Genomic DNA, 25272 nt, shown 5'->3' on the forward strand with positions numbered 1-25272 from the left:
GCACGATAGTTCCAACATCCCTACTTCGGCGGACGATAGCAATACTTGAGCGAATCGCAGGGGTATCACGCAAACGATTGCAAACTCGCGCTGAAGCGCTTCAATCGAGACGTTCGACGACGGGCAAGACCATGGCCTGCACTTCGCCTTGCAGAAACTCCGCCAGCCGGCGCAGGCGCTCGCCGCCCGGGCGGGTTTTCGGCCACACCAGGTAATAATTTTCCCCGCTGGCCACGGCGGTTGGCCACGGCAGGCTCAGGCGCCCTTGAGCCACGTCTTCGGCGACCATCAGCAGATCGCCCATGGACACGCCATAACCCCGCGCGGCCGCGATCATGCCCAATTCCAGGGTATCGAACACCTGCCCGCCCTTGAGCGACACCTGGGCAGACAGCCCCATGCGCTCCAACCAGTTACGCCAGTCGCGCCGATCGGGCGTGGGGTGCAGCAACTCGGCGCTGGCCAGGCGATTGACGTCCCACGGGCCATCGCTCAACAAGTTGGGCGCACCGACTGGAATCAACAGTTCCGGGAACAGGTAACTGGCGTCCCAATCCGCCGGAAAGTGCCCGTTGCTCAACAGCACTGCGCAGTCGAAAGGCTCTTGGTTGAAGTCGACTTCATCCACGCTCATCCACGCGCTGGTGAGCTGCACTTCGTTGCCCGGCTGCAAATGCCGGAAACGACTGAGCCGCGCCAACAGCCAGCGCATGGTCAGGGTCGAGGGGGCCTTCATGCGCAAAATGTCATCTTCGGCGTTGAGGGTATGGCAGGCCCGCTCCAGCGCGGCAAAGCCCTCACGCACCCCAGGCAACAGCAGGCGCGCGGCCTCGGTGAGCTGCAGGTTGCGGCCGCTGCGCTGGAACAGGCGGCAGGCGAAATGCTCTTCGAGGGTGCGGATATGCCGGCTCACCGCACTTTGGGTGATGGACAGCTCTTGCGCCGCGCGGGTGAAAGAGTTGTGCCGGGAAGCGGCTTCAAAGGCCCGCAGGGCATAAAGCGGAGGAAGACGACGAGACATAAGGAAAGCTCCGACAGCACAATGTCGAAACCCTACCAGAATCAATCAAGCATGAGTTTTAATCATGCGAGCAATCGCTTTTATCCCTTTGTGCAATGGGCTGAGAGCGCCGAGAATCAGCCCTTTCCGAATCTTCCGAGCATTTGAGCGTGATGATCATCCAACATCCGGCACGTACCGAACTCTGGGCCATTCTGCGGCTGGCGGGGCCGCTGATTGCCTCACAGTTGGCGCACATGCTGATGGTGCTGACCGACACCCTGATGATGGCCCGCCTGAGCCCCGAGGCCCTGGCCGGCGGTGGCCTGGGCGCGGCGAGCTACTCGTTCGTGGCGATTTTCTGCATCGGCGTGATTGCCGCCGTGGGCACCCTGGTCGCCATCCGCCACGGCGCGGGCGATATCGACGGCGCCACCCGCCTGACCCAGGCCGGGCTGTGGCTCGCCTGGCTGATGGCCCTGGCGGCGGCGGTGCTGCTGTGGAACCTCAAGCCGGTGCTGCTGATGTTCGGCCAGACCGAGACCAACGTGGACGCGGCGGGACAATTCCTGACCATCCTGCCGTTCGCCCTGCCCGGTTACCTGAGTTTCATGGCCTTGCGCGGCTTCACCAGCGCCATCGGCAAGGCCACACCGGTGATGGTGATCAGCCTCGGCGGCACGCTGGTCAACTACCTGCTCAACCACGCGTTGATCGAGGGCATGTTCGGTCTGCCGAAACTCGGCTTGATGGGCATCGGCCTGGTCACGGCCATCGTCGCCAATGGCATGGCGCTGGCGCTGATGGGGTACATCCGCAGCAACCGCGCGTACTCGGCCTACCCGCTGAGCGCAGGCCTGTTGCGTCTGAACACCCAGTACTTGCGCGAGTTATGGCGCCTGGGCCTGCCGATTGGCGGCACCTACGCGGTAGAAGTCGGGTTGTTTGCCTTTGCAGCGCTGTGCATGGGCACCATGGGCAGTACGCAATTGGCGGCGCACCAGATCGCGCTGCAAATCGTCTCCGTGGCGTTCATGGTGCCGGCGGGGATGTCCTACGCGGTGACCATGCGCATCGGCCAGCACTATGGCGCCGGGCAACTGCTGCAGGCGCGCATGGCCGGGCGTGTCGGCATCGGCTTTGGCGCGGCGGTGATGTTGGGATTTGCCGCGGTGCTGTGGCTGTATTCCGATCCGCTGATCGGGCTATTCCTCGACCATAACGACCCGGCATTCCACGAGGTAATCGTGCTCGCCGTCAGCCTGCTGGCCGTGGCGGCCTGGTTCGAACTGTTCGACGGCGTGCAGACCATCGCGATGGGCTGCATCCGTGGGCTCAAGGACGCCAAGACCACCTTTCTGGTGGGCCTGGGTTGCTATTGGCTGATCGGCGCGCCGGCGGCCTGGATGATGGCCTTCACCCTGGGCTGGGGACCGACCGGCGTGTGGTGGGGCCTGGCGCTGGGCCTGGCCTGTGCGGCGGTGAGCTTGACCTGGGCGTTCGAGGCGAAGATCAAGCGCATGATTCGGCACGAGCCAGACGCTCAACGCTCATTCCATGCCGCGCAGACCGACTAGAAGTCTTGCGCGGTTGAAATGTGGGAGCGGGTTGGCAAATAGAGGATGAGCTAGCCCAATAAAGCCTGCTGGTCCTTGCCAAACGTCAGGTAATCCACCAGCTCCGGCAACGGCAGCGGTTTGCTGATCAGGTACCCCTGGGCCTGGTCGCAACCAAACAAACGCAACAGCGCCAACTGCTCTGCGGTTTCTACGCCTTCGGCCACCACTTCCAGATTCAGGTTGTGGGCCAGGTTGATCATGGCGTGAACCAGCTTGCGGTTTTCTTCGCGCTCTTCCATGCCGCCGACAAAACTCTTGTCGATTTTCAACAAGGCAATCGGCAGGCTGTTGAGGTGTACGAACGATGAGAAGCCGGTGCCGAAGTCGTCGAGGGAAAAGCGCACACCGAGGCGACCGAGGGCGTCCATGGTCTGCTTGACCAGATCACTGCGGCGCATCACGGCGGTTTCGGTCAGCTCGAATTCCAGCCATTGCGCATCCACCCCGCGCTCGGTAATCAGCCGGCTGAGGGTCGAAAGCAATTGGCTGTCCTGGAACTGGCGAAATGACAGGTTGACCGCCATATGCAGCGGCGGCAGGCCGCGTTCGCGCAGGTCCTGCATGTCGCGCAAGGCCCGGGAAATCACCCAGTAACCCAGCGGAACAATCAACCCACTCTGTTCGGCCAGGGGCACGAATTCGCTGGGCGGCAACAGGCCGCGCTCGCCATGACGCCAGCGCACCAGCGCTTCGAGGCCGACGATATGGCCGTCGTCCAGGTCGAGGCGGGGTTGGTAATGCAGTTCCAGTTCGTCGCGCCGCAGCGCTCGGCGCAATTCACTTTCCAGGTCGGCCAGGCTGCGGGCGTTGCGGTTGATGCGTTCGTTGAAGATATGAAAGGTGCAGCCCTGGGTGCTCTTGGCTTGCTGCATGGCGATATGGGCATGCCACATCAGCGGGTCGGCGCCAGCACGCGCGCGGGCATGCGCGACGCCCAGGCTGCAACCGATCAGCAGGCTTTCGCCATCCACCCAATACGGTTCAGCCATGGCTTCGGTGATGCGCTCGGCCATCCATTCGGCACGCTGGGGTGCGCGGCGGGTGTCGATCAGCAAGGCAAACTCATCGCTGCCCAGGCGTGCCAACTGGTCGCCGGCTTCGAGCTGGCTCTTGAGCCGCGAGACCACTTGCAGGATCAACCGGTCGCCGGCCTGGTGGCCGAGGGCATCGTTGGCGTGGCGGAAGTTGTCGAGGTCCAGGTGACCCAGGGCCAGGCCGCGACCTTCGTTGTCGGCCAGGCGCGCAGCCAGCAGGGTCTGGAAGCCCTGGCGGTTGGCGATGCCGGTCAGCGGGTCTTGTTCGGCCAGGCGCTGCAGGGTATTTTCCAACACGCCGCGCTCGCGCACATGGCGCAGGCAGCGGCGCAGGGTGGCGGTGTCCATGGCATGACGGACCAGCCAGTCACTGACCCCCAGGGGCGCCACCAGTGGCTCCAGTTCCAGCAACAACACGCACGGCAAGCTGCACCGCCCCGGGCCGGGTTGCAGGTTGGGCGTGGTCAACAGCACGGCGCTGTGGTCGTCCTCGAACAGACGACTCACCGAGTCCCAGTTGGGCGCACTGATCAGCACCGCCCCATCGCCCATCGGCGCCAGGCACTCGCGCAACAATGCTGCCCACTCAGGCGCATCGGCCAGCAGCAGCAAACGCAAGGGTTCGACAGGCGTAGACAAGCTAGCTCCCTAGACTCTGCAAGATTTCGTTGGCGGCGGGCATTATGACGTGCGGCCTAGTAACCACCAATGATAATGTTTATCAAATACAAACAATGCGCACAATAGTCGCAAATACCCGCACATCCTGCGGCAAAGTAGCAAAAGCGGCAAATTTAGATCGAGTGGTACGTCACACCGTCGATCCAAGGCAGCAGAATCTTGCCAGCCTGTTAAAATGCCCGCCCTTTTGAACAATGACTCCCTGAACTCTGTATGTCCCGACTCAATCCCCGGCAGCAAGAAGCCGTGAACTACGTCGGCGGCCCTCTATTGGTGCTCGCCGGTGCTGGCTCCGGCAAGACCAGCGTGATCACCCGCAAGATCGCGCACCTGATCCAGAACTGCGGCATCCGCGCCCAGTACATCGTCGCCATGACCTTTACCAACAAGGCGGCGCGGGAAATGAAAGAGCGTGTCGGCACCCTGCTCAAGGGTGGCGAAGGCCGTGGCCTCACCGTGTGTACCTTCCACAACCTGGGGCTGAACATCATCCGCAAGGAGCATGCGCGGCTGGGCTACAAGCCGGGTTTCTCGATCTTCGACGAGACCGACGTCAAAGCCCTGATGACCGACATCATGCAGAAGGAATACGCGGGCGACGACGGTGTCGACGAGATCAAGAACATGATCGGCGCCTGGAAAAACGACCTGGTCCTGCCGCCCGAAGCCCTGGAAAACGCGCGCAACCCCAAGGAACAGACCGCCGCCATCGTCTACACCCACTACCAGCGCACGCTCAAGGCGTTCAACGCAGTCGACTTCGACGACCTGATCCTGCAGCCGGTCAAGCTGTTCCAGGAACACGCCGACATCCTCGAAAAGTGGCAGAACAAGGTGCGCTACCTGCTGGTGGACGAATACCAGGACACCAACGCCAGCCAGTACCTGCTGGTGAAGTTGCTGATCGGCAAGCGCAACCAGTTCACCGTGGTGGGCGACGACGACCAGTCGATCTACGCCTGGCGCGGTGCACGCCCGGAAAACCTGATGCTGCTCAAGGTCGACTACCCGTCCCTGAAAGTGGTGATGCTGGAGCAGAACTACCGCTCTACCAGCCGTATCCTGCGCTGCGCCAACGTACTGATCTCGAACAACCCCCACGAGTTTGAAAAACAACTGTGGAGCGAAATGGGCCACGGCGATGAGATCCGCGTGATCCGCTGCCGCAACGAAGACGCCGAAGCCGAGCGCGTGGCCGTCGAACTGCTGACCCTGCACCTGCGCACCGACCGACCCTACAGCGACTTTGCGATCCTGTATCGCGGTAACTACCAGGCCAAGTTGATCGAGCTGAAGCTGCAGCACCACCAGATTCCGTATCGTCTGTCGGGCGGCAACAGCTTTTTCGGACGCCAGGAAGTGAAAGACCTGATGGCCTACTTCCGGCTGATCGTGAACCCGGATGATGACAACGCCTTCCTGCGGGTGATCAACGTCCCACGCAGGGAAATCGGTTCGACGACGCTTGAGAAACTCGGCAACTACGCCACCGAACGCAAGATCTCGATGTACGCCGCCACCGACGAAATCGGCCTGGGCGAACACCTGGACACGCGCTTCACCGATCGCCTGTCGCGCTTCAAGCGCTTCATGGACAAAGTGCGCGAGCAGTGTGCCGGCGAAGACCCGATCAGCGCCCTGCGCAGCATGGTCATGGACATCGACTATGAAAACTGGCTACGCACCAACAGTTCCAGCGACAAGGCCGCGGATTACCGCATGGGCAACGTCTGGTTCCTGATCGAAGCGCTGAAGAACACCCTGGAAAAAGACGAAGACGGCGAAATGACCGTCGAAGACGCCATCGGCAAGCTGGTGCTACGCGACATGCTCGAGCGCCAGCAGGAAGAAGAAGACGGCGCCGAAGGCGTACAGATGATGACCTTGCATGCGTCCAAGGGCCTGGAATTTCCCTACGTGTTCATCATGGGCATGGAAGAGGAAATCCTCCCGCACCGCTCCAGCATCGAAGCCGACACCATCGAGGAAGAACGGCGCCTGGCCTACGTGGGCATTACCCGTGCGCGTCAGACACTGGCCTTCACCTTTGCCGCCAAGCGCAAGCAATACGGCGAAATCATCGATTGTGCCCCCAGCCGGTTCCTCGACGAACTGCCGCCGGACGACCTGGCCTGGGAAGGCAATGACGACACCCCGACCGAGGTCAAGGCCGTTCGCGGCAACACCGCCCTGGCGGATATACGCGCGATGTTAAAGCGCTAGAATTGACTATTTTTTAATCTACTTTCGGCGCACTGCGCGCCATTAGAGGAAGCGTTCCGTGGAAGCACTGCACAAGAAAATTCGCGAAGAAGGCGTCGTGCTTTCCGATCAGGTACTCAAGGTCGACGCGTTTCTGAACCATCAGATCGACCCGGCGCTGATGAAACTGATCGGCGACGAATTCGCCACCCTGTTCAAGGATGCGGGCATCACCAAGATCGTCACCATCGAAGCCTCGGGGATTGCCCCGGCGATCATGACCGGCCTGAACCTCGGCGTGCCGGTAATCTTCGCCCGTAAGCAACAGTCCCTGACCCTGACCGAAAACCTGCTGTCGGCGACGGTGTATTCCTTCACCAAGAAAGTCGAAAGCACCGTGGCGATCTCGCCGCGCCACCTGACCAGCAGCGACCGCGTGCTGATCATCGATGACTTCCTGGCCAACGGCAAAGCATCCCAGGCGCTGATCTCGATCATCAAACAGGCCGGCGCCACCGTTGCCGGCGTGGGGATTGTGATCGAGAAGTCGTTCCAGGGTGGGCGTGCCGAACTGGATGCGCAGGGTTATCGGGTTGAATCGCTGGCGCGGGTGAAGTCGCTGAGCGGGGGTGTCGTTACCTTCATCGAGTAATCGCTGACGGAACCCGGTAAAAAATGTGGGAGGGGGCTTGCCCTCGATAGCGGTGTATCAGTCACCAAATGTGCTGGCTGACCCACTGCTATCGGGGGCAAGTCGAATCGTCGCACCGCCCCTCTCACATTTAGTGCGCGGTGGCCTGGAGGCCGGCGAGCAACAGCCGCTGATACACGTCCTCCTTCAAACCTTCAGGCTTATCCAACCCCATCCGCTTCAGATGCTCGGGAAACGCCTCCGGCTCCGGTGCATCCAGCGCCGCCTTGCCCAAGTCGAAAATCTCGCTCAGCTTGAATTTGCTCTTGAGCCAGTTCAACGCCCGCAGCAGATCCCGTTCCTCATCCGTGAAGTCAGTGCCCATCGGATACTCCGGAAACAATCGGCGATGCCGTGCCTGAAGGCTCTGCAGCCGCTCCGGGGTATTGTCGGTAAAGCGCGGGGCCAGCTGGAAATCCTGGGGCAACTTGCCGGCCTTTTGCGCCTGCTCGATCAAGTCGCCCTGGAACCTGGAGTCGGTGATGTTGAGCAACGCCTCGATCACCTTGGCGTCGGTCTGACCGCGCAAGTCGGCAATTCCGTATTCGGTGATCACAATGTCCCGCAGGTGCCGTGGGATGGTGCAATGGCCGTACTCCCAAACGATATTGGAACTGACCTCTCCCCCCGCTTCGCGCCAACTGCGCAGCATCAGGATCGAGCGCGCGCCCTCCAGCGCGTGGCCCTGGGCAACAAAGTTATACTGCCCGCCCACGCCACTGAGCACGTGCCCACCTTCCAGTTGGTCGGCAACCCCGGCGCCGAGCAAGGTCACCACAATCGCGCTGTTGATAAACCGCGCATCCAGACGCTGCAAACGCTTGAGTTCTTCCTGCCCGTACAGCTCGTTGATGTAACTGATGCGCGTCATGTTGAATGCCTGGCGCTTGGCGAGCGGCATGTCCTGCAAACGCTGGTAGAAACTGCGCGGGCCAACGAAAAAACCGCCATGGATCGAAATGCCCTCGGGCTGTGCCGCGTCATCGAGCAGACCGGCATTCGCCTGCTCCTGGGTCGCTACATCCGGATAGACCTTGCGCCGCACAATCCCGGCATCCGCCAATACCAGCAGGCCGTTGACGAACATTTCGCTGCAACCATAGAGGCCTTGCGCAAAGGGCTCGACGCCGCCTTCACGGCTGATCAGCGGCGCCCACTGGTACACATCGAGGTCGGTCAGCAGCAGCCGATAGGCTTCGTTATCCGCCTGGCGCGCGAGCAAGGCGGCGGTCAGCGCATCGCCCATCGAACCGATCCCGATCTGCAAGGTGCCGCCATCACGCACCAGCGTGCTGGCATGCAGGCCGATAAAGTGGTCCTGGAAGCCCACCGGCATATTCGGCGTGGAGAACAGCGTGGTGCTGTCCTTCTCATCGAGCAGGTAGTCGAATGCATCCATGCCCAGCTCCGCATCACCGGGCATGTAGGGCAGATCGGTGTGGACCTGGCCGACAATCAGCACGGTTTCCCCGGCGGCGCGGCGCTTGGCGATCATCGGCAGCAGGTCGAGGGTGATATCGGGGTTGCAGCTCAGGCTCAGCCGGTCGGGGTGTTCGGCGCTGCTGGCCACCAGTTGCGCCACCAGGTTCAGGCCAGCGGCGTAGATATCGCGCGCGGCATGGCTGTAGTTACTGCTGATGTAGTCCTGCTGCGCTGATTGGCTGTGAAGCAGGCTGCCGGGCTGCAGGAAAAATTGCTGTATGTGGATATTTTTCGGAAGACTGTCTTTATGCAGGTCGGCGAGAAAGTCCAGCTCGGGATAGTCGCCAAACACCCGTTCGGTAAACGGTTCCAGGAAGCGCTTCTGCAAGCCATCGCCCAACGCCGGGCGACCCAGGCTCAATGCGGTGTAGATCGTCAGCGCCCGCTCCGGCAGCTTGGCGATACGTCGGTACAGCGCATTAACGAACAGATTGGGCTTGCCCAGGCCCAGAGGCAAGCCCATGTGGATATGCGCCGGCAAGCGCGCAAGTACGTCGTCAACGGCTTGCTCGATTGAACATAACTGCACCATCCGACCCTCCTGAACATTTCGTGATTAGGGGTTGGACAGAGAGTGGCGGGTCTTTGCTGCAAAGAACAGCCTCTAAACATAAATCGAAGGCACAAAAAAGCCGCTCGTAAGCGGCATTTTTGACGAAGATCGCTGGATTACAACCCGGACATCTTCTTGATTGCGCCCTTCAGATCAGCATCCGAGCAATCAGCACAGGTGCCTTTTGGCGGCATGGCGTTGATACCCGTGATCGCCTTGGCCAGGATGCCGTCGAGGCCGCCCTGGTGGTCGGCGCGGTCTTTCCAGGCGGCGGTGTCGCCGATTTTCGGGGCGCCCAGCAGGCCGGTTCCGTGGCACGCACTGCAGTGCTTGGTGATGATCTCGTCCGGCGTTTTTGCACCGCCGCCGCCGCCCGCAGTTGCGGCGACTTCCATCCCTTTGCACTCCTGCCCCTGCACACACACTTGGCCAACAGGCTCCAGGCGCTTGGCAATGTCATCATTGGTCGCAGCTTGAGCGCTGACAGCCCATAGGGCCAGTACGGTTGCTGGTACAGCCAGCATTTTCATAATTAGGTTCACGCGTTCACCCTCAATGGTGGCTATTCACGCCTGCGGCCACGGTTTCGCAGGCGGCGAAAGTATAACGGTTAGCCCGCTTGGCTGAAACAACCCTATTAAGCAAAGGGAGATTCAGTTTCGCGGAATATGGCTGCGGGTGTCTCTGCAATGCTGGCAGGACGCCTCTTCTGTCAAAAGTTCGCGGGTGTGGCTGCGCTGATTAGTCGCGCCGGCACATCGAACGGATTGCGAAAACGATGGGGTTTGGTGCTTTCAAAGTAGTAGCTATCGCCGGCTTCGAGCACAAAAGTTTCAAGACCGACCACCAACTCCAGGCGACCTTCCACCAAAATCCCGGTTTCCTCGCCTTCATGGGTGAGCATTTCTCCGCCGGTATCGGCGCCAGGCGGGTAAATTTCGTTGAGAAACGTGATCGCCCGGCTCGGATGCGCGCGGCCCACCAGTTTCATGGTGACGGCGCCGTCGGAGATGTCGATCAGCTCGTTGGCTTTATAGACGATCTGGGTCGGTATTTCCTCGAGGATTTCCTCGGAAAAGAACTCGACCATCGACATAGGGATGCCGCCCAGCACCTTGCGCAAGGAACTGATGGAAGGGCTGACACTGTTTTTTTCGATCATCGAAATGGTGCTGTTGGTGACACCCGCACGCTTGGCGAGCTCACGCTGGGAAAGACCCTTCAGCTTACGGATGGATTGCAGTCGTTCGCCGACGTCCAATGCGGGAGCCTCCTAGGATTCAGGCTTTGTTGTAATTGAGCGTTATCATGGCGACAGCGTTCAGTATTTACAACACTTGAGCCTAAATCCTCGCCAGCTCCGTTCGTAACGGCCGATCAAGCGCCGGAATAGAGCCTTGGCACGCGGCGCAGGTTGCAGAAGATCTGGTAAGGGATGGTCTCGGCGGCGACTGCGATGTCACTGGCGAGGATGTTCTTGCCCCACAACTCCACAGTGGAACCGAGGCCGGCCTGGGGCACGTCGGTGAGGTCGACGCACAGCATGTCCATGGACACGCGGCCCAGTAACTGGCTGCGCTGCCCCGCCACCAGCACTGGCGTGCCGGTGGGGGCGTGACGCGGATAACCGTCGGCATAGCCCATCGCAACCACGCCGATCCGCATCGGTTTGGGGGTAATGAACTTGGCGCCGTAGCCTACCGGCTCGCCAGCCGGCAATTCGCGCACGCAGATGACTTTCGATTCCAGGGTCATCACCGGCTGCAAGCGTGCGGCGATGGCCTGGTCTTCACCAAACGGCGTCGTGCCGTACAGCATGATGCCGGGGCGTACCCAGTCGCTGGGCACATTCGGCCAGCCCATCACCGACGGTGAATTGCGCAGGCTGACCTCAGCCGACAAACCCTGGCGCGCCGCCTCGAACACCGCTACTTGTTCATTGCTGCGCACGCAATCGAGCTCATCGGCGCGGGCGAAGTGGCTCATCAGCACGATCTTCGCCACCTTACCGCTGGCCAGCAGGCGCTGGTACGCCTCGTGGTAATCCTTGGGATGCAGGCCGACGCGGTGCATGCCCGAATCCAGTTTGAGCCACACGGTGAGGGGCTTGCGCAAGGCCGCCTGCTCGATGGCCTCCAGTTGCCACAGCGAATGCACCACGCACCAGAAATCATGCTCAACGATCAGCGGCAGCTCGTCGGCTTCGAAAAACCCTTCCAGCAGCAATACCGGCGCGCGGATGCCGGCGGCCCGCAGTTCCAGGGCTTCCTCGATACAGGCCACGGCAAAACCATCGGCCTCGGCTTCCAGCGCCTGGGCCACGCGCACGGCACCATGGCCGTAGGCATCGGCCTTGACCACGGCGAGGGCCTTGGCCCCCGTGACTTCACGGGCCAATTGGTAGTTGTTGCGCAGGGCTTGGAGGTCGATCAGGGCACGGGCTGGACGCATGGCGGCAGGCTTCTAGGCGGCAGAGTGAAAAAAAACCGGCACCGACCAACAACATCGGTGCCGGGAGAGGGATCGTTGCTTAAGGCAGGGCGGCCACGACGGACAGCTCCACCAGGATTTGCGGTTCGCACAGTTTCGCTTCAACCGTGGCGCGGGCCGGGGCAACGCCTTTAGGCAGCCACGTGTCCCACACTGAGTTCATGCCGGCGAAATCGGCGTCAATGTCTTTCATATAGATCGTCACCGACAGCAACTTGGTCTTGTCGGTACCGGCCAGGTCCAGCAGGCGCTCGATAGTAGCCAGCGCTTCACGGGTCTGCTGTTCAACCCCGGCACTCAGGTCGTCGCCGACCTGCCCTGACAAATACACGGTCCCGCTGTGGGCAACGATCTGGCTCATGCGCTCATTGGTGAGCTGGCGCTGGATTGACATGTTTTTCAGACTCCTGGTGGTTGCCATAACGGGAAATATCGAGGCCTTCGGCGCTGATCTGCGGGGTTTTCTTCGCCATCAGATCCGCCAGCAAACGACCGGAACCGCATGCCATGGTCCAACCGAGGGTGCCGTGGCCGGTGTTCAGGAACAGGTTCTTGAACGGGGTGGCGCCGACAATCGGCGTACCGTCGGGAGTGGTTGGGCGCAGCCCGGTCCAAAAGATCGCTTCGCTCAGATCGCCGCCCTGAGGATAAAGGTCGTTGACGATCATCTCCAGGGTTTCACGCCGACGCGGGTTCAGCGACAGGTCAAAACCGGCTATTTCAGCCATGCCGCCGACACGGATACGGTTGTCGAAACGGGTGATAGCGACCTTGTAGGTCTCGTCGAGAATGGTCGACGTCGGCGCCATCGCCGGGTTGGTGATCGGCACGGTCAGCGAGTAGCCCTTGAGCGGGTATACCGGCGCCTTGATCCCCAACGGCTTGAGCAACTGCGGCGAGTAACTGCCGAGGGCCAGTACGTAGCGGTCGGCGGTTTCCAGCTTGCCGTCGATCAACACGCCGTTGATGCGATCACCGGCGTAGTCGAGGCGCTGGATGTCCTGTTCGAAACGGAACTCCACGCCCAACTGCTTGCACATTTCGACCAGGTGGGTGGTGAACATCTGGCAGTCGCCGGTCTGGTCGTTCGGCAGGCGCAGGGCACCGGCGAGGATGTCCGTGACGCTGGCCAGGGCCGGTTCGACGCGGGCGATGCCGGCGCGGTCGAGCAATTCGAACGGCACGCCGGACTCTTTCAACACGGCGATGTCTTTGGCCGCCCCATCGAGCTGGGCCTGGGTGCGGAACAGTTGGGTCGTACCGAGGCTGCGGCCTTCGTAGGCAATGCCGGTTTCAGCGCGCAGCTCGTCGAGGCAGTCGCGGCTGTACTCGGACAGGCGGACCATGCGCTCCTTATTCACCGCATACCGGCTGGCGGTGCAGTTGCGCAGCATCTGCGCCATCCACAGGTATTGGTTGATATCAGCGGTGGCCTTGATCGCCAGCGGCGCGTGGCGTTGCAGCAGCCACTTGATGGCCTTGAGCGGCACACCCGGCGCCGCCCAGGGCGAAGCGTAGCCTGGAGACACTTGGCCGGCGTTGGCGAAACTGGTTTCCATGGCTGCGGCAGGCTGACGATCGACCACGACCACCTCAAAACCGGCTCGCGCCAAATAGTAGGCACTGGTCACACCAATGACGCCGCTACCCAAGACCAGAACGCGCATTTTCATATCCTCATCGCGGCTTGACCGCCGACGTGTGTTGTTCGAGCAATAATGTGAGCAGTATAAAAAGCAATCACCAGTGCATTTCACTATATAAATGCTTATATTTGGCGACAATTCTCGGCAAAAACCCTTTTAACAGAGGCGTATCCCCTATGCGTACCAACACCCAGACCAAGCGGGAGCTGGACAAGATCGACCGCAACATCCTGCGCATCCTACAAGCCGACGGGCGAATTTCGTTCACGGAGCTGGGGGAAAAGGTCGGGCTGTCGACCACCCCCTGCACCGAGCGCGTGCGCCGCCTGGAGCGTGAAGGGATCATCATGGGCTACAACGCACGGCTCAACCCCCAGCATTTGAAGGGGAGTTTGCTGGTATTTGTCGAGATCAGCCTCGATTACAAATCCGGCGACACCTTTGAAGAATTCCGCCGCGCCGTGCTGAAATTGCCCCATGTGCTGGAGTGCCACCTGGTGTCGGGGGACTTCGACTACCTGGTGAAAGCGCGGATTTCCGAGATGGCCTCGTACCGCAAGTTGCTCGGCGACATCCTGCTCAAACTGCCCCATGTGCGGGAGTCCAAGAGCTATATCGTGATGGAAGAGGTGAAAGAGAGCCTCAATCTGCCGATCCCCGACTGACCGCCGCAATCAGGCCAATGTGGGAGGGGGCTTGCCCCCTCCCACATTTTGACCGCATCCATCGGTTAGACCAGCACCTGCCGGGTACTCGCCATGTATTCATGGATCTGCTTCTCGACGCGCGGGTGAATCAGCTCCACCGGCCCCCGCCCATTGGGGCACGGCAAGGTCTTTGTGGTGCCGAAAAGCCTACAGATCAGCGGGCGCTCGTCATACACCGTGCAGCCATTGGGGCCCAGGTGGACACAGTTCAATTCGTCCATGGCAGCTTCCTGCTCGGCAGCGGTCTTACGCGGCAGGCGCGACATTTCCTCGGGTGAAGTCGTCACCGGCCCACAGCAATCGTGGCAGCCGGGGACGCACTCGAACGAGGGAATCTGTCGGCGCAATGCGCTGATTTTCTGACTGTTGCAACTCATCGAAACACGTACCGAACGGCGAATAGGCGTGGATTCTGCCGCAAAAGCCCACGGTGAGACAGCTTCGTCCGACCGCTGTATCCTGCGTCAAGTTTTCCAAACAGGGATATTCCCCATGACTGCCAGTGCCCGGCACACCGCTTCCTACTACGCCGCCAGCAGCCTGCCGCAACCCGACTACCCGGCGTTGGCCGGCGAAAGGGTTGCCGACGTGTGCGTGATCGGCGGTGGTTTTTCCGGGCTCAACACCGCCCTGGAGCTGGCCGAACGCGGGTTCAGCGTGGTGCTGCTGGAAGCGCGCAAGATTGCCTGGGGCGCCAGCGGGCGCAACGGCGGCCAATTGATTCGCGGCGTCGGCCACGGCCTGGAGCAGTTCGCCAATGTGATCGGCACCGACGGCGTGCGCCAGATGAAACTGATGGGCCTGGAGGCGGTAGAAATCGTGCGCGAGCGCGTCGAGCGCTTCCAGATCGCCTGTGACCTGACCTGGGGTTACTGCGACCTGGCCAACAAACCCCGCGACCTGCTCGGCCTCGCCGAAGACGCCGAAGAGTTGCGCAGCCTGGGCTATCGCCATGAAGTACGCCTGCTGCAAGCCGGCGAAATGGGCAGCGTGATCGGCTCCGACCGCTATGTAGGCGGCATGATCGACATGGGTTCGGGCCACCTGCACCCGCTGAACCTGGCCCTCGGCGAAGCCGCCGCCGCAGAGCAACTGGGCGCGCAACTGTTCGAGCACTCCGAAGTGACGCGCATCGACTACGGCCCCGAGGTCAACGTACACACCGCCCGCGGCAATGTGCGCGCCAAGACCCTGGTGCTGGCCTGCAACGCCTACCTGAATGGCCTGAACCCCCAACTGAGCGGCAAAGTGCTGCCCGCCGGCAGTTACATCATCGCCACCGAGCCGCTAAGCGCAGCCCAGGCCGCCCAGTTGCTGCCGCAAAATATGGCGGTGTGTGATCAGCGGGTGACGGTGGACTACTTCCGCCTGTCTGCCGACCGTCGCCTGCTGTTCGGCGGCGCCTGTCATTATTCCGGCCGCGACCCCCAGGACATCAGCGCCTACATGCGACCAAAGATGTTGCAGGTATTCCCGCAACTGGCCGACGTGAAGATCGACTACCAATGGGGCGGCATGATCGGCATCGGTGCCAACCGCTTGCCGCAGATCGGCCGATTAGCGGATCAACCCAACGTGTATTACGCCCAGGCCTACGCCGGTCATGGCCTCAACGCTACGCACCTGGCGGGCAAGCTGCTGGGCGAAGCCATCAGCGGCCAGCAGCAGGGACGTTTCGATCTGTTCGCCCAGGTGCCGCACATCACCTTCCCCGGCGGCAAGCACTTGCGCTCGCCGCTGTTGGCGCTGGGGATGCTCTGGCACCGGCTGAAAGAACGGGTGTGACTCAACTGCGCCAGAACGGCTTCAAGCCTTCCTGGCGCGCCTGCTCGGCGGTCAGCCCGATATCCCGCAATTGCTCGGCAGTCAGGTCCAGCAACGCCTTGCGCGTGTGGCGGCGGCACCAGAACAGGCTCCAGCGGTTGCGCGTCAGGGTCGACATCGCCGGCTCCTGCCCTGCTTCCAGTTCCTGACCGTGTAACGTCAGCCGCACATCGCTCATGCCGTTCATTTTGCTGCCCTCATTTGCTGGTTGCCATGAGTGACTAGAATGGTCGGGCGGACAAAACCATTACAGATTCAACCAAATTTTATTAAATCCATACAGACGCTGCCCACGAACGGCTGAATCCTGTATTTTCCCTGGATCTGTACTGGTCCTTTGGGAGTGATCGCCGTGACCCTTTACGTCAACCTCGCCGAATTGCTGGGCACCCGCATCGAGCAGGGCTTCTACCGCCCCGGCGATAGGCTGCCTTCTGTACGGGCCTTGAGCGTGGAGCACGGGGTCAGTCTGAGCACCGTGCAGCAAGCGTATCGCGTGCTGGAAGACAACGGCCTGGCGATGCCGAAGCCCAAGTCCGGTTACTTTGTGCCCGCGAGCCGTGAGCTGCCGGCCTTGCCCGAAGTCGGCCGCCCGGCCCAGCGCCCGGTGGAAATTTCCCAGTGGGACCAGGTGCTCGAGTTGATTCGCGCAGTGCCGCGTAAAGATGTCATACAGATGGGCCGCGGCATGCCGGACGTGTTGTCGCCCACCCTCAAGCCCCTGCTGCGCAGCCTGGCCCGCGTCAGCCGGCGCCAGGATCTGCCAGGGTTGTATTACGACAACATCCTCGGCTGTATGGAATTACGCGAGCAAATCGCTCGACTGTCATTGGATTCCGGCTGCCAATTGACCGCCGAAGACATCGTGATCACCACCGGCTGCCATGAGGCGCTGTCCGCCAGCATCCGTGCCATTTGCGAGGCGGGGGATATCGTCGCAGTAGACTCGCCGAGCTTCCACGGCGCCATGCAAACCCTCAAGGGCCTGGGCATGAAAGCCCTGGAAATCCCTACGGACCCGCTCACCGGCATCAGCCTCGAAGCCCTGGAACTGGCCCTGGAACAGTGGCCGATCAAAATCATTCAGCTGACTCCCAACTGCAACAACCCCTTGGGCTACATCATGCCGGAGGCGCGCAAGCGAGCACTGCTGACCCTGGCTCAGCGCTTTGACGTGGCGATCATCGAAGACGATGTGTATGGCGAACTGGCCTACAGCTACCCGCGCCCGCGCACCATCAAATCCTTCGACGAAGATGGTCGCGTATTGCTCTGCAGCTCGTTCTCGAAAACCCTGGCACCGGGCCTGCGGATTGGCTGGGTCGCTCCGGGCCGCTACCTGGAGCGGGTGCTGCACATGAAATACATCAGCACCGGCTCCACCGCGACGCAGCCGCAGATCGCCATCGCTGAATTTCTCAAAGGCGGCCATTTCGAACCGCATTTGCGGCGGATGCGCACGCAATACCAACGTAATCGCGACTTGATGCTCGACTGGGTCAGCCGTTATTTCCCCGCCGGCACCCGCGCCAGCCGACCTCAAGGCAGCTTCATGCTGTGGATTGAGCTGCCGGAAGGCTTCGACACCCTCAAGCTCAACCGTGCGCTGATGGAACAAGGCGTACAAATCGCCGTGGGCAGTATCTTTTCAGCTTCCGGCAAGTACAGGAACTGCCTGCGCATGAACTACGCTGCCAAACCAACGCCGCAGATCGAAGAGGCGGTGCGCAAGGTCGGCGCCGCCGCGAGCAAGATGCTGGCCGACGCCGCCGACTGACCTTTCCCGGGAAATAGCCGTCATATGTCGACAACCGCCCTGATGTGGAAGCAGCGCCCTTGAAGACTCGACGGCTTTTAGCGTTTTTCCTGGCGGGCGCCCTGGCCCTGGGCGGCTGCGCTACGGTCGATGTGCCGCGCATCCCCAGCGACGCCCTGCCGGCGACGCAGTCGTCGTTCGGGCGCTCGATCCAGGCCCAGGCCGCGCCACATCAGGGCCGCTCCGGCTTTCGCTTGCTGCCCAACAGCAGCGAGGCGTTCATGGCCCGCGCCGAACTGATCCGCAACGCCCAGACCAGCCTCGACCTGCAGTACTACATCGTCCACGACGGCATCAGCACGCGCCTGCTCGTGGATGAACTGCTCAAGGCCGCCGACCGCGGCGTGCGCGTGCGCATCCTGCTGGACGACACCACCAGCGACGGCCTCGATCAGGTCATCGCCACCCTCGCCGCCCACCCCAACATTCAGATTCGCCTGTTCAACCCGCTGCACCTGGGGCGCAGCACCGGCGTGACACGGGCCGTGGGGCGCCTGCTCAACCTGTCGCGGCAACATCGCCGCATGCACAACAAGCTGTGGCTGGCGGACAACAGCGCAGCCATCGTCGGCGGGCGCAACCTGGGCGACGAATATTTCGACGCCGAACCGAACCTGAATTTCACCGATATCGACATGCTCAGCGTGGGACCGGTGGCCGAGCAACTGGGCCACAGTTTCGACCAGTACTGGAACAGCGCACTGAGCAAACCCATCAATGAGTTCGTCTCTAACCTGCCGTCCAAAGGCGACTTGAGCAAAGGGCGCCTGCGCCTGGAAGCATCACTGGCCCAATCGCGCCAACAGAACCACGCGCTCTACAACCGTCTACGCATCTACAAGACCGAACCGCGCCTGGACATCTGGCGCAGCGAGCTGATCTGGGCCTGGAATCAGGCACTGTGGGACGCCCCGAGCAAGGTACTCGCCAAGGCTGATCCAGACCCACGGCTGCTGCTGACCACCCAACTGGCGCCGGAGCTGGAAGGCGTCGACCATGAGCTGGTGATGATCTCGGCGTATTTCGTGCCGGGGCAGCCGGGCCTGGTGTACCTGACCGGGCGCGCGGACGCGGGCGTCTCGGTCAGCCTGCTGACCAACTCCCTCGAAGCCACCGACGTTCCGGCCGTACACGGCGGCTACGCACCCTATCGCAAGGCGCTGCTGGAGCACGGCGTGAAACTCTATGAGTTGCGCCGCCAACCGGGTGCGCCCGGCACAGGCAGCGGGCCACACCTGTTTCGTCGCGGCACGTTCCTTGGCTCGGACTCCAGCCTGCACAGCAAGGCGATGATTTTTGATCGGCAGAAAGCGTTTATCGGCTCGTTCAACTTCGACCCGCGCTCGGTGCTGTGGAACACCGAAGTCGGCGTGCTGGTGGACAGCCCGGAGCTGGCCGAGCATGTGCGCAACCTGGCGCTGCAAGGCATGGCGCCAGCATTGAGCTACGAAGCAAAACTACAGGATGGCCAGGTGGTGTGGACGACCGAGGATAACGGGCAACTGCACACCCTGACCCGCGAGCCCGGCAGTTGGTGGCGCCGCTTCAATGCCTGGTTCGCCACCTCTGTCGGCCTGGAACGCATGCTGTAAAACCCTAGCAGTACCAGTATCAGGCCGATTGCACGACGCCAAACGCGCCCTGGCGCAACAACAGCACCACCAACCCAAGTGCCCCTGCCGCCATCAGCCACGGCAATGCCTGCCCGCTGACCCACTGACTGCCCGCACCGGCCACCAACGGCCCGATCAAGCAACCGATGCCCCAGAGTTGCGCCACGTGGGCATTGGCGCGCACCAGCGCATCGTCGCGGTAACGCTCGCCAATCAGGATCAACGACAACGTAAACAACCCGCCCGCACTGGCGCCGAACAGCACCCACACCAGCCAGATCAACGGCGTGTGCAACAACAACGGAATCGCCAGGCTCGACGCCAGCAACACGAGGGCGCAACTCAAGAACAGCGTGCGGCGCGGCAGGCAGTCGGCCAGTGCGCCGATGGGCAACTGCAGCAACGCGTCGCCCACCACCACCGTACTGACCATCACCAGGGCGACCTCGGCCGTGAAGCCCTGTTGCAGGCAATACACCGGCAGCAGCGTCAGAATCATCGCCTCGAACGCAGCGAACAACGCCACCGCCCAGGCAATCACCGGCAGGCTCCGGCAAAAGCGCCACAGCTCGGCAAACGTCACGCTGAAGGACTCGGCGGTCGGCGCCCCGGAACGCCCCAGCAACAGCAACGGCGCCAGCGTCAACAGGCCTACGCCCACCCAGAACCCATAATCATGGTCGGTGCCCAGCAGGCCCAACAGCAGCGGCCCCGACAGTTGGCTCAGCGCATAGGTGCAGCCATACAGCGCCACCAGCCGGCCACGCCATTGCTCCACCACCAACTGGTTGATCCAGCTTTCACCCAGGATAAACACGATGGTCAGGATCACCCCGATCATCAGCCGCAGCACCAACCACACCGGGTAGCTTGGCAGGATCGCCAGCAGGCCGATGGACACCGCCCCCGCCCACAGGCACAAGCGCATCAGATGGGCGGTGCCCAGCCAGGACGCCAGCCGGCTGGAGACCTTCGCCCCCAACAGCACGCCGAAGGCCGGCATCGCGGCCATCACGCCGATGGCGAAGCTGCCGTAGCCCCAGCCTTCCAGGCGCAGGGATACCAACGGCATGCTGACGCCCAACGCCAGGCCGACGCTGAGCACCGAGGCCAGGACGGCGAAATAAGTCGCCCAACGCATTTCCACGCTCCTGTGGATAACTACTTTCAGGGTTGTAAACGAACTGTAGGAGCGAGCTTGCTCGCGAAGAACGCCAACGATAACGCGTACTGTCTGGTTGAACGCGGTGTCTTTGAGTTCTTCGCGAGCAAGCTCGCTCCTACAGGGGACCTGCGGTGTTGCTTAGAGCTTGATCCAGGTCGCCTTCAGCTCGGTGTACTTGTCGAACGCATGCAGCGACTTGTCGCGACCGTTACCCGACTGCTTGAAGCCGCCAAACGGCGCGGTCATGTCACCGCCGTCGTACTGGTTGACCCACACGCTACCGGCGCGCAAGGCTTTGGCGGTGAGGTGCGCCTTGGAGAGATCCGCCGTCCACACCGCTGCGGCCAGGCCGTATTGGGTGTCGTTGGCGATGGCGATGGCTTCTTCGGCGCTGTCGAAGGTGAGCACCGAGAGCACCGGGCCGAAGATTTCTTCCTGGGCAATCTTCATGGCGTTGGTTACGCCGTCGAAAATCGTCGGTTCGACGTAGGTGCCGCCGGTCTCTTCAAGGATGCGCTTGCCGCCGGCCACCAATTTGGCGCCGTCGGCGTGGCCGGCTTCGATGTAGGACAGCACGGTGTTCATCTGTTGAGTGTCCACCAGCGCGCCGACGTTCGTGGCCGGGTCCAGCGGGTTGCCTGGCTTCCAGCCCTTCAGCGCAGCGATCACCAGCGGTAGGAATTTATCCTTGATGGAACGCTCCACCAGCAGGCGCGAACCGGCGGTGCAGACTTCGCCCTGGTTGAAGGCAATGGCACCGGCGGCAGATTCGGCGGCGGCTTGCAGGTCCGGGGCATCGGCAAACACGATGTTCGGGCTCTTGCCGCCGGCCTCCAGCCATACACGCTTCATGTTCGATTCACCGGAGCGGATCAACAGTTGTTTGGCAATTTTGGTGGAGCCGGTGAACACCAGGGTGTCGACATCCATGTGCAGCGCCAGCGCGTTACCCACGGTGTGGCCATAACCCGGCAGCACGTTGAATACGCCTTTTGGAATACCGGCCTCAACGGCCAGGGCCGCGATGCGGATGGCGGTCAGCGGGGATTTTTCGGACGGTTTGAGGATGACGGAGTTACCGGTGGACAGCGCCGGCCCGAGTTTCCAGCAAGCCATCATCAGCGGGAAGTTCCACGGCACGATGGCGCCGACCACACCGATCGGCTCACGGGTCACCAGACCCAATTGATCGTGAGGGGTGGCGGCAACCTCATCGTAAATTTTGTCGATTGCCTCGCCGCTCCAGCTCAGGGCATTCGCCGCGCCAGGTACGTCGATGTTCAGGGCATCGCTGATCGGCTTGCCCATGTCCAGGGTTTCCAGCAGCGCCAGCTCTTCGGCATTGGCCTTGAGCAACGCAGCGAAACGGATCATGGTGGCCTTGCGCTTGGCCGGCGCCAGGCGCGACCAGACACCGGAATTGAACGTGGCGCGGGCATTTTCCACGGCGCGCTGGGCGTCGGCGACGTCACAACTGGCAACGCTGGTCAGCAGGCGGCCATCGACCGGGCTGATGCATTCAAACGTGTCGCCGGAAACCGCAGCGGTGTACTCGCCATTGATATAGGCGCGACCTTCGATCTTCAGGTCCTTGGCGCGTTGTTCCCAGTCGGCACGGGTCAGGGTGGTCATGCGAGTGTCCTCCTCTTATTGAATACAAGGGCCAGGCAATGTGCCCAGGCAGCCTCAAAGAATGCTTGCCCCACCAGCCATTTGTTCGGCTAAAGGCAGCTACCACCCTAAACCAGCGGCTGGGGATGTATCAATATATTTGACATAACGCCGGTAAACGCCCTTGCGATGTTCATTTTAATAAACATAGACTTTGGGCTCCCCAACCGCAGGCCAGACGGGACACGCACATGAGCATCCAGGACATCATCGATTTCAGCCAAGCCAAGACCGCCGCCGATCGCTATCGCCCTGCTGCCGAGAAAATCCTCAAGGGCGATCCCGAGCAGACGATCTACAACCACTACAACAGCCCGTGCGGCCAGATGAGCGCCGGGGTCTGGGAAGGTGAGGTCGGGCAGTGGAAGGTCAACTACACCGAGCATGAGTACTGCGAGATTGTGCAGGGGGTTTCCGTACTGCGCGATGCCGAGGGCAACGCCAAGACCTTGCGCGCCGGCGACCGCTTCGTGATCCCGGCCGGCTTCAGCGGCACCTGGGAAGTGCTGGAGCCCTGCCGCAAGATCTACGTGGTGTTCGAACAGAAAGCCTGATCAACAAATCCCACGCAAAAAAAAGCCCGCATCGTGAGATACGGGCTTTTTTTCACAAGGAAGAAAATCAATTACTTGATTTTGCCTTCTTTGTAGATCACGTGCTTGCGAACGCGCGGGTCGAACATTTTCTTTTCGAGCTTGTCCGGGGTAGTACGCTTGTTCTTGTCGGTAGTGTAGAAGTGACCAGTACCGGCGCTAGAGATCATTCGAATCAATTCACGCATGATAGAGCTCCTTAGATCTTGCCAGCGGCACGGATTTCGGCCAGCACGACAGTGATGCCACGCTTGTCGATGATGCGCATGCCTTTGGCAGATACACGCAGGCGAACAAAACGTTTCTCTTCTTCAACCCAGAAGCGGTGATGCTGCAGGTTCGGCAGGAAACGACGACGGGTTTTGTTATTTGCGTGGGAAATGTTATTCCCAGTCACCGGACCCTTACCGGTAACTTGACAGACTCTCGACATGCCTCAGCCCTCTAAAACCACATGCCCAACCCGGCATGGGTTGGCCGCTTAATCTCTCAGTCATTTGGCGCCAGGCGCCGCGTTTCTTTAGGGTCTTACCGGCTACACCTACAAGCGAAGGAACCGGGCCCCTAGAAAAGAGCGCTGCTTTATACCAGAAAGACCCAAGTGCAACAACAGCCCGTGTGTTTTTACCGGCGTAAATCTCGGCGACAGATGCCCGAACCGTTGCCAGGAGGGGCCGCTGCAATAGCCGACCGCTCGTCGCACAGAATGATTTACAACGCCCGCCGGCACCAAAAAGTACGCGGCGAAACGCGCTGAGGCGCCATCAAAACAGCATTTGAGGCAAAAGCACAGGCAAAAATGGACTAGTCATTTATCAATCAGACCACTACGGTAGGACTTTTCCAGACTGCACTCGCAGATGGGCCTTCGATCTGCACAGGAAACCGAACATGCGCCTCGCTGCCCTACCGCTTTTGCTAGCCCCTCTATTTATCGCGTCGCAGGCCTTGGCGGCGACCAATCTGAGCGTTTGTACCGAGGCCAGTCCCGAAGGGTTCGACGTGGTGCAGTACAACTCGCTGACCACCACCAACGCCTCGGCCGACGTGCTGATGAACAGCCTGGTGGACTATGACGCGGCCAGCGGCAAACTGGTGCCAAGCCTGGCGGACAGTTGGGAAGTGTCGCCGGACGGCCTGACCTACACCTTCCAATTGCACCCCAACGTAAAATTCCACCGCACCGACTATTTCACCCCAAGCCGCACCCTGACCGCCGAGGATGTACGCTTCAGCTTCGAGCGCATGCTCGACCCGGCCAACCCGTGGCACAAGATCGCCCAGAGCGGTTTCCCCCACGCTCAGTCCCTGCAATTGCCGACACTGATCAAGAAGATCGACGCCCTTGACCCGCTGACCGTGCGCTTCACCCTTGATCACGCCGACTCGACTTTCCTCGCCGCGCTGAGCATGGGTTTTGCCTCGATCTACCCGGCCGAATACGCCGACAAGCTGCTCAAGGCCGGCACCCCGGAGAAGCTCAACAGCCAGCCTATCGGTACGGGCCCGTTCATTTTCACGCGGTTCCAGAAAGATGCCGTAGTGCGCTACAAAGCCAACCCGGACTACTTCGCCGGCAAACCGGCTGTGGATAACTTGATCTTCGCCATCACCCCGGATGCGAACGTGCGCCTGCAGAAACTGCACCGCGACGAATGCCAGATCGCACTGTCACCCAAACCGCTGGATGTGGGCGAAGCCGAGAAAGACCCCGCACTCAAAGTGGAAAAAACCGCAGCATTCATGACCGCATTCGTCGCGATCAACAGCCAGCACCCGCCGCTGGACAAGCCTGAAGTGCGCCAAGCGATCAACCTGGCCTTCGACAAGAACAGCTATCTCAAAGCGGTGTTCGAAGGCACCGCCGAAGCCGCCAACGGCCCCTACCCGCCCAACACCTGGAGCTACGCCAAGGATTTGCCGGGTTATCCACAGGACATCGCCAAAGCCAAGCTGCTGCTGGAGCGCGCCGGGCTCAAGGACGGCTTCAAGACCACAATCTGGACACGCCCCACCGGCAGCCTGCTGAACCCCAACCCAAACCTCGGCGCGCAACTGCTGCAGGCGGACCTGGCCAAGGTCGGCATCCAGGCTGAGATCCGCGTGATCGAATGGGGCGAGCTGATTCGCCGCGCCAAGGCCGGCGAACACGACCTGCTGTTCATGGGCTGGGCCGGTGACAACGGCGACCCGGATAACTTCCTGACGCCGCAGTTCTCTTGCGCGGCGCTGAAATCCGGCACCAACTTTGCGCGCTATTGCGACCCGGCCCTGGACAAGCTCATCAGCGCCGGCAAGACCACCAGCGAGCAAGGAGTGCGCAGCAAGCTGTATCAACAGGCCCAGGCACAGATCCAGCAACAGGCTCTGTGGCTGCCGCTGGCGCACCCGACGGCGTTCGCCCTGGCCCGCAAGAATGTCGAGGGATACCAGGTGAGCCCGTTTGGGCGGCAGGATTTCTCCAAGGTCAGCGTCAAGCCCTGAG

Annotated in this window: 23 protein-coding genes; 9 read left to right on the forward strand and 14 right to left on the reverse strand. The window is 61.4% G+C overall.

Annotated features, from left to right (window positions below):
- Positions 1 to 100: 100 nt before the first annotated feature.
- Positions 101 to 1021 carry a LysR substrate-binding domain-containing protein gene (locus J2Y83_RS28005; RefSeq protein ID WP_253400108.1) on the reverse strand — a complete coding sequence of 307 codons (921 nt, stop codon included), beginning with the start codon at positions 1019 to 1021 and terminating at the stop codon, positions 101 to 103.
- A 152-nt stretch (positions 1022 to 1173) separates the two neighbouring features.
- On the opposite strand from J2Y83_RS28005, the gene J2Y83_RS28010 reads away from it, so the two are divergent.
- Positions 1174 to 2577 carry a NorM family multidrug efflux MATE transporter gene (locus J2Y83_RS28010; protein WP_253400109.1) on the forward strand — a complete coding sequence of 468 codons (1404 nt, stop codon included), beginning with the start codon at positions 1174 to 1176 and terminating at the stop codon, positions 2575 to 2577.
- 50 nt (positions 2578 to 2627) lie between these two features.
- Here J2Y83_RS28010 and J2Y83_RS28015 read toward each other — a convergent pair whose 3' ends face one another.
- Complete coding sequence (locus J2Y83_RS28015) at positions 2628 to 4292, reverse strand: putative bifunctional diguanylate cyclase/phosphodiesterase (protein WP_253400110.1); 1665 nt, start codon at positions 4290 to 4292, stop codon at positions 2628 to 2630.
- 255 nt (positions 4293 to 4547) lie between these two features.
- Here J2Y83_RS28015 and rep point away from each other — a divergent pair, with 255 nt between their 5' ends.
- Positions 4548 to 6557, forward strand: a complete 2010-nt coding sequence (gene rep, locus J2Y83_RS28020) for a DNA helicase Rep (RefSeq protein WP_247401984.1) — start codon at positions 4548 to 4550, stop codon at positions 6555 to 6557.
- Between the two features lie 58 nt (positions 6558 to 6615).
- On the forward strand, positions 6616 to 7188 hold the full coding sequence (locus J2Y83_RS28025) for a xanthine phosphoribosyltransferase (RefSeq protein ID WP_253400111.1): 573 nt from the start codon (positions 6616 to 6618) through the stop codon (positions 7186 to 7188).
- A gap of 130 nt (positions 7189 to 7318) precedes the next feature.
- Here the strand turns inward: J2Y83_RS28025 and J2Y83_RS28030 are convergent, their stop codons facing one another.
- The 6 genes from J2Y83_RS28030 to dadA all read right to left on the reverse strand — a co-directional run bounded on the left by J2Y83_RS28030 (position 7319) and on the right by dadA (position 13419).
- A complete protein-coding gene (locus J2Y83_RS28030) occupies positions 7319 to 9241 on the reverse strand; it encodes an acetyl-CoA hydrolase/transferase C-terminal domain-containing protein (protein ID WP_253400112.1) in 1923 nt (640 codons plus the stop codon).
- Positions 9242 to 9378: 137 nt separating this feature from the next.
- A complete protein-coding gene (locus tag J2Y83_RS28035) occupies positions 9379 to 9792 on the reverse strand; it encodes a c-type cytochrome (RefSeq protein ID WP_253400113.1) in 414 nt (137 codons plus the stop codon).
- Between the two features lie 182 nt (positions 9793 to 9974).
- On the reverse strand, positions 9975 to 10523 hold the full coding sequence (locus J2Y83_RS28040; protein ID WP_247401978.1) for a cupin domain-containing protein: 549 nt from the start codon (positions 10521 to 10523) through the stop codon (positions 9975 to 9977).
- Positions 10524 to 10639: 116 nt separating this feature from the next.
- On the reverse strand, positions 10640 to 11713 hold the full coding sequence (alr, locus tag J2Y83_RS28045; protein WP_253400114.1) for an alanine racemase: 1074 nt from the start codon (positions 11711 to 11713) through the stop codon (positions 10640 to 10642).
- Positions 11714 to 11792: 79 nt separating this feature from the next.
- The gene (locus J2Y83_RS28050; RefSeq protein ID WP_247401974.1) at positions 11793 to 12146 is read right to left on the reverse strand and encodes a RidA family protein; all 354 of its coding nucleotides are present in this window, start codon (positions 12144 to 12146) and stop codon (positions 11793 to 11795) included.
- A complete protein-coding gene (gene dadA / locus J2Y83_RS28055) occupies positions 12118 to 13419 on the reverse strand; it encodes a D-amino acid dehydrogenase (protein ID WP_247401972.1) in 1302 nt (433 codons plus the stop codon). Before dadA ends, J2Y83_RS28050 begins: the two co-directional genes overlap by 29 nt.
- A gap of 155 nt (positions 13420 to 13574) precedes the next feature.
- Here dadA and J2Y83_RS28060 point away from each other — a divergent pair, with 155 nt between their 5' ends.
- Complete coding sequence (locus J2Y83_RS28060; protein ID WP_003206849.1) at positions 13575 to 14063, forward strand: Lrp/AsnC ligand binding domain-containing protein; 489 nt, start codon at positions 13575 to 13577, stop codon at positions 14061 to 14063.
- Between the two features lie 65 nt (positions 14064 to 14128).
- Here the strand turns inward: J2Y83_RS28060 and J2Y83_RS28065 are convergent, their stop codons facing one another.
- Entirely contained in the window at positions 14129 to 14482 is a 354-nt protein-coding gene (locus tag J2Y83_RS28065) for a YkgJ family cysteine cluster protein (protein ID WP_247401968.1), read from the reverse strand.
- A 115-nt stretch (positions 14483 to 14597) separates the two neighbouring features.
- On the opposite strand from J2Y83_RS28065, the gene J2Y83_RS28070 reads away from it, so the two are divergent.
- Positions 14598 to 15890 carry an NAD(P)/FAD-dependent oxidoreductase gene (locus tag J2Y83_RS28070; protein WP_253400115.1) on the forward strand — a complete coding sequence of 431 codons (1293 nt, stop codon included), beginning with the start codon at positions 14598 to 14600 and terminating at the stop codon, positions 15888 to 15890.
- A gap of 1 nt (position 15891) precedes the next feature.
- Here the strand turns inward: J2Y83_RS28070 and J2Y83_RS28075 are convergent, their stop codons facing one another.
- The gene (locus J2Y83_RS28075; protein ID WP_253400116.1) at positions 15892 to 16116 is read right to left on the reverse strand and encodes a DUF1127 domain-containing protein; all 225 of its coding nucleotides are present in this window, start codon (positions 16114 to 16116) and stop codon (positions 15892 to 15894) included.
- A gap of 165 nt (positions 16117 to 16281) precedes the next feature.
- On the opposite strand from J2Y83_RS28075, the gene J2Y83_RS28080 reads away from it, so the two are divergent.
- Complete coding sequence (locus tag J2Y83_RS28080; protein WP_253400117.1) at positions 16282 to 17706, forward strand: PLP-dependent aminotransferase family protein; 1425 nt, start codon at positions 16282 to 16284, stop codon at positions 17704 to 17706.
- A gap of 59 nt (positions 17707 to 17765) precedes the next feature.
- On the forward strand, positions 17766 to 19337 hold the full coding sequence (locus J2Y83_RS28085; protein WP_253400118.1) for a phospholipase D family protein: 1572 nt from the start codon (positions 17766 to 17768) through the stop codon (positions 19335 to 19337).
- Between the two features lie 19 nt (positions 19338 to 19356).
- Here J2Y83_RS28085 and J2Y83_RS28090 read toward each other — a convergent pair whose 3' ends face one another.
- Both J2Y83_RS28090 and J2Y83_RS28095 read right to left on the reverse strand, forming a co-directional pair.
- A complete protein-coding gene (locus J2Y83_RS28090; RefSeq protein WP_253400119.1) occupies positions 19357 to 20499 on the reverse strand; it encodes an MFS transporter in 1143 nt (380 codons plus the stop codon).
- Between the two features lie 162 nt (positions 20500 to 20661).
- Complete coding sequence (locus tag J2Y83_RS28095; RefSeq protein ID WP_253400120.1) at positions 20662 to 22155, reverse strand: aldehyde dehydrogenase; 1494 nt, start codon at positions 22153 to 22155, stop codon at positions 20662 to 20664.
- Positions 22156 to 22385: 230 nt separating this feature from the next.
- On the opposite strand from J2Y83_RS28095, the gene J2Y83_RS28100 reads away from it, so the two are divergent.
- The gene (locus tag J2Y83_RS28100; protein WP_247398331.1) at positions 22386 to 22748 is read left to right on the forward strand and encodes a cupin domain-containing protein; all 363 of its coding nucleotides are present in this window, start codon (positions 22386 to 22388) and stop codon (positions 22746 to 22748) included.
- Between the two features lie 71 nt (positions 22749 to 22819).
- On the opposite strand, the gene rpmG is transcribed toward J2Y83_RS28100, so the two are convergent.
- Together rpmG and rpmB are read right to left on the reverse strand one after the other, a co-directional pair.
- Positions 22820 to 22975: a 50S ribosomal protein L33 gene (gene rpmG / locus J2Y83_RS28105; protein ID WP_003176906.1), complete on the reverse strand. Its 156-nt coding sequence runs from the start codon at positions 22973 to 22975 to the stop codon at positions 22820 to 22822.
- An 11-nt stretch (positions 22976 to 22986) separates the two neighbouring features.
- Positions 22987 to 23220, reverse strand: coding sequence for a 50S ribosomal protein L28 (gene rpmB / locus J2Y83_RS28110; protein WP_003176907.1), 234 nt, complete (start codon positions 23218 to 23220; stop codon positions 22987 to 22989).
- Positions 23221 to 23678: 458 nt separating this feature from the next.
- Here rpmB and J2Y83_RS28115 point away from each other — a divergent pair, with 458 nt between their 5' ends.
- Positions 23679 to 25271 carry an ABC transporter substrate-binding protein gene (locus J2Y83_RS28115; RefSeq protein WP_253400121.1) on the forward strand — a complete coding sequence of 531 codons (1593 nt, stop codon included), beginning with the start codon at positions 23679 to 23681 and terminating at the stop codon, positions 25269 to 25271.
- The last annotated feature ends 1 nt before the right edge of the window (position 25272 follow it).

It is taken from the genome of Pseudomonas marginalis (assembly GCF_024169655.1).
Classification (GTDB): Bacteria; Pseudomonadota; Gammaproteobacteria; order Pseudomonadales; family Pseudomonadaceae; genus Aquipseudomonas; species Aquipseudomonas paraveronii.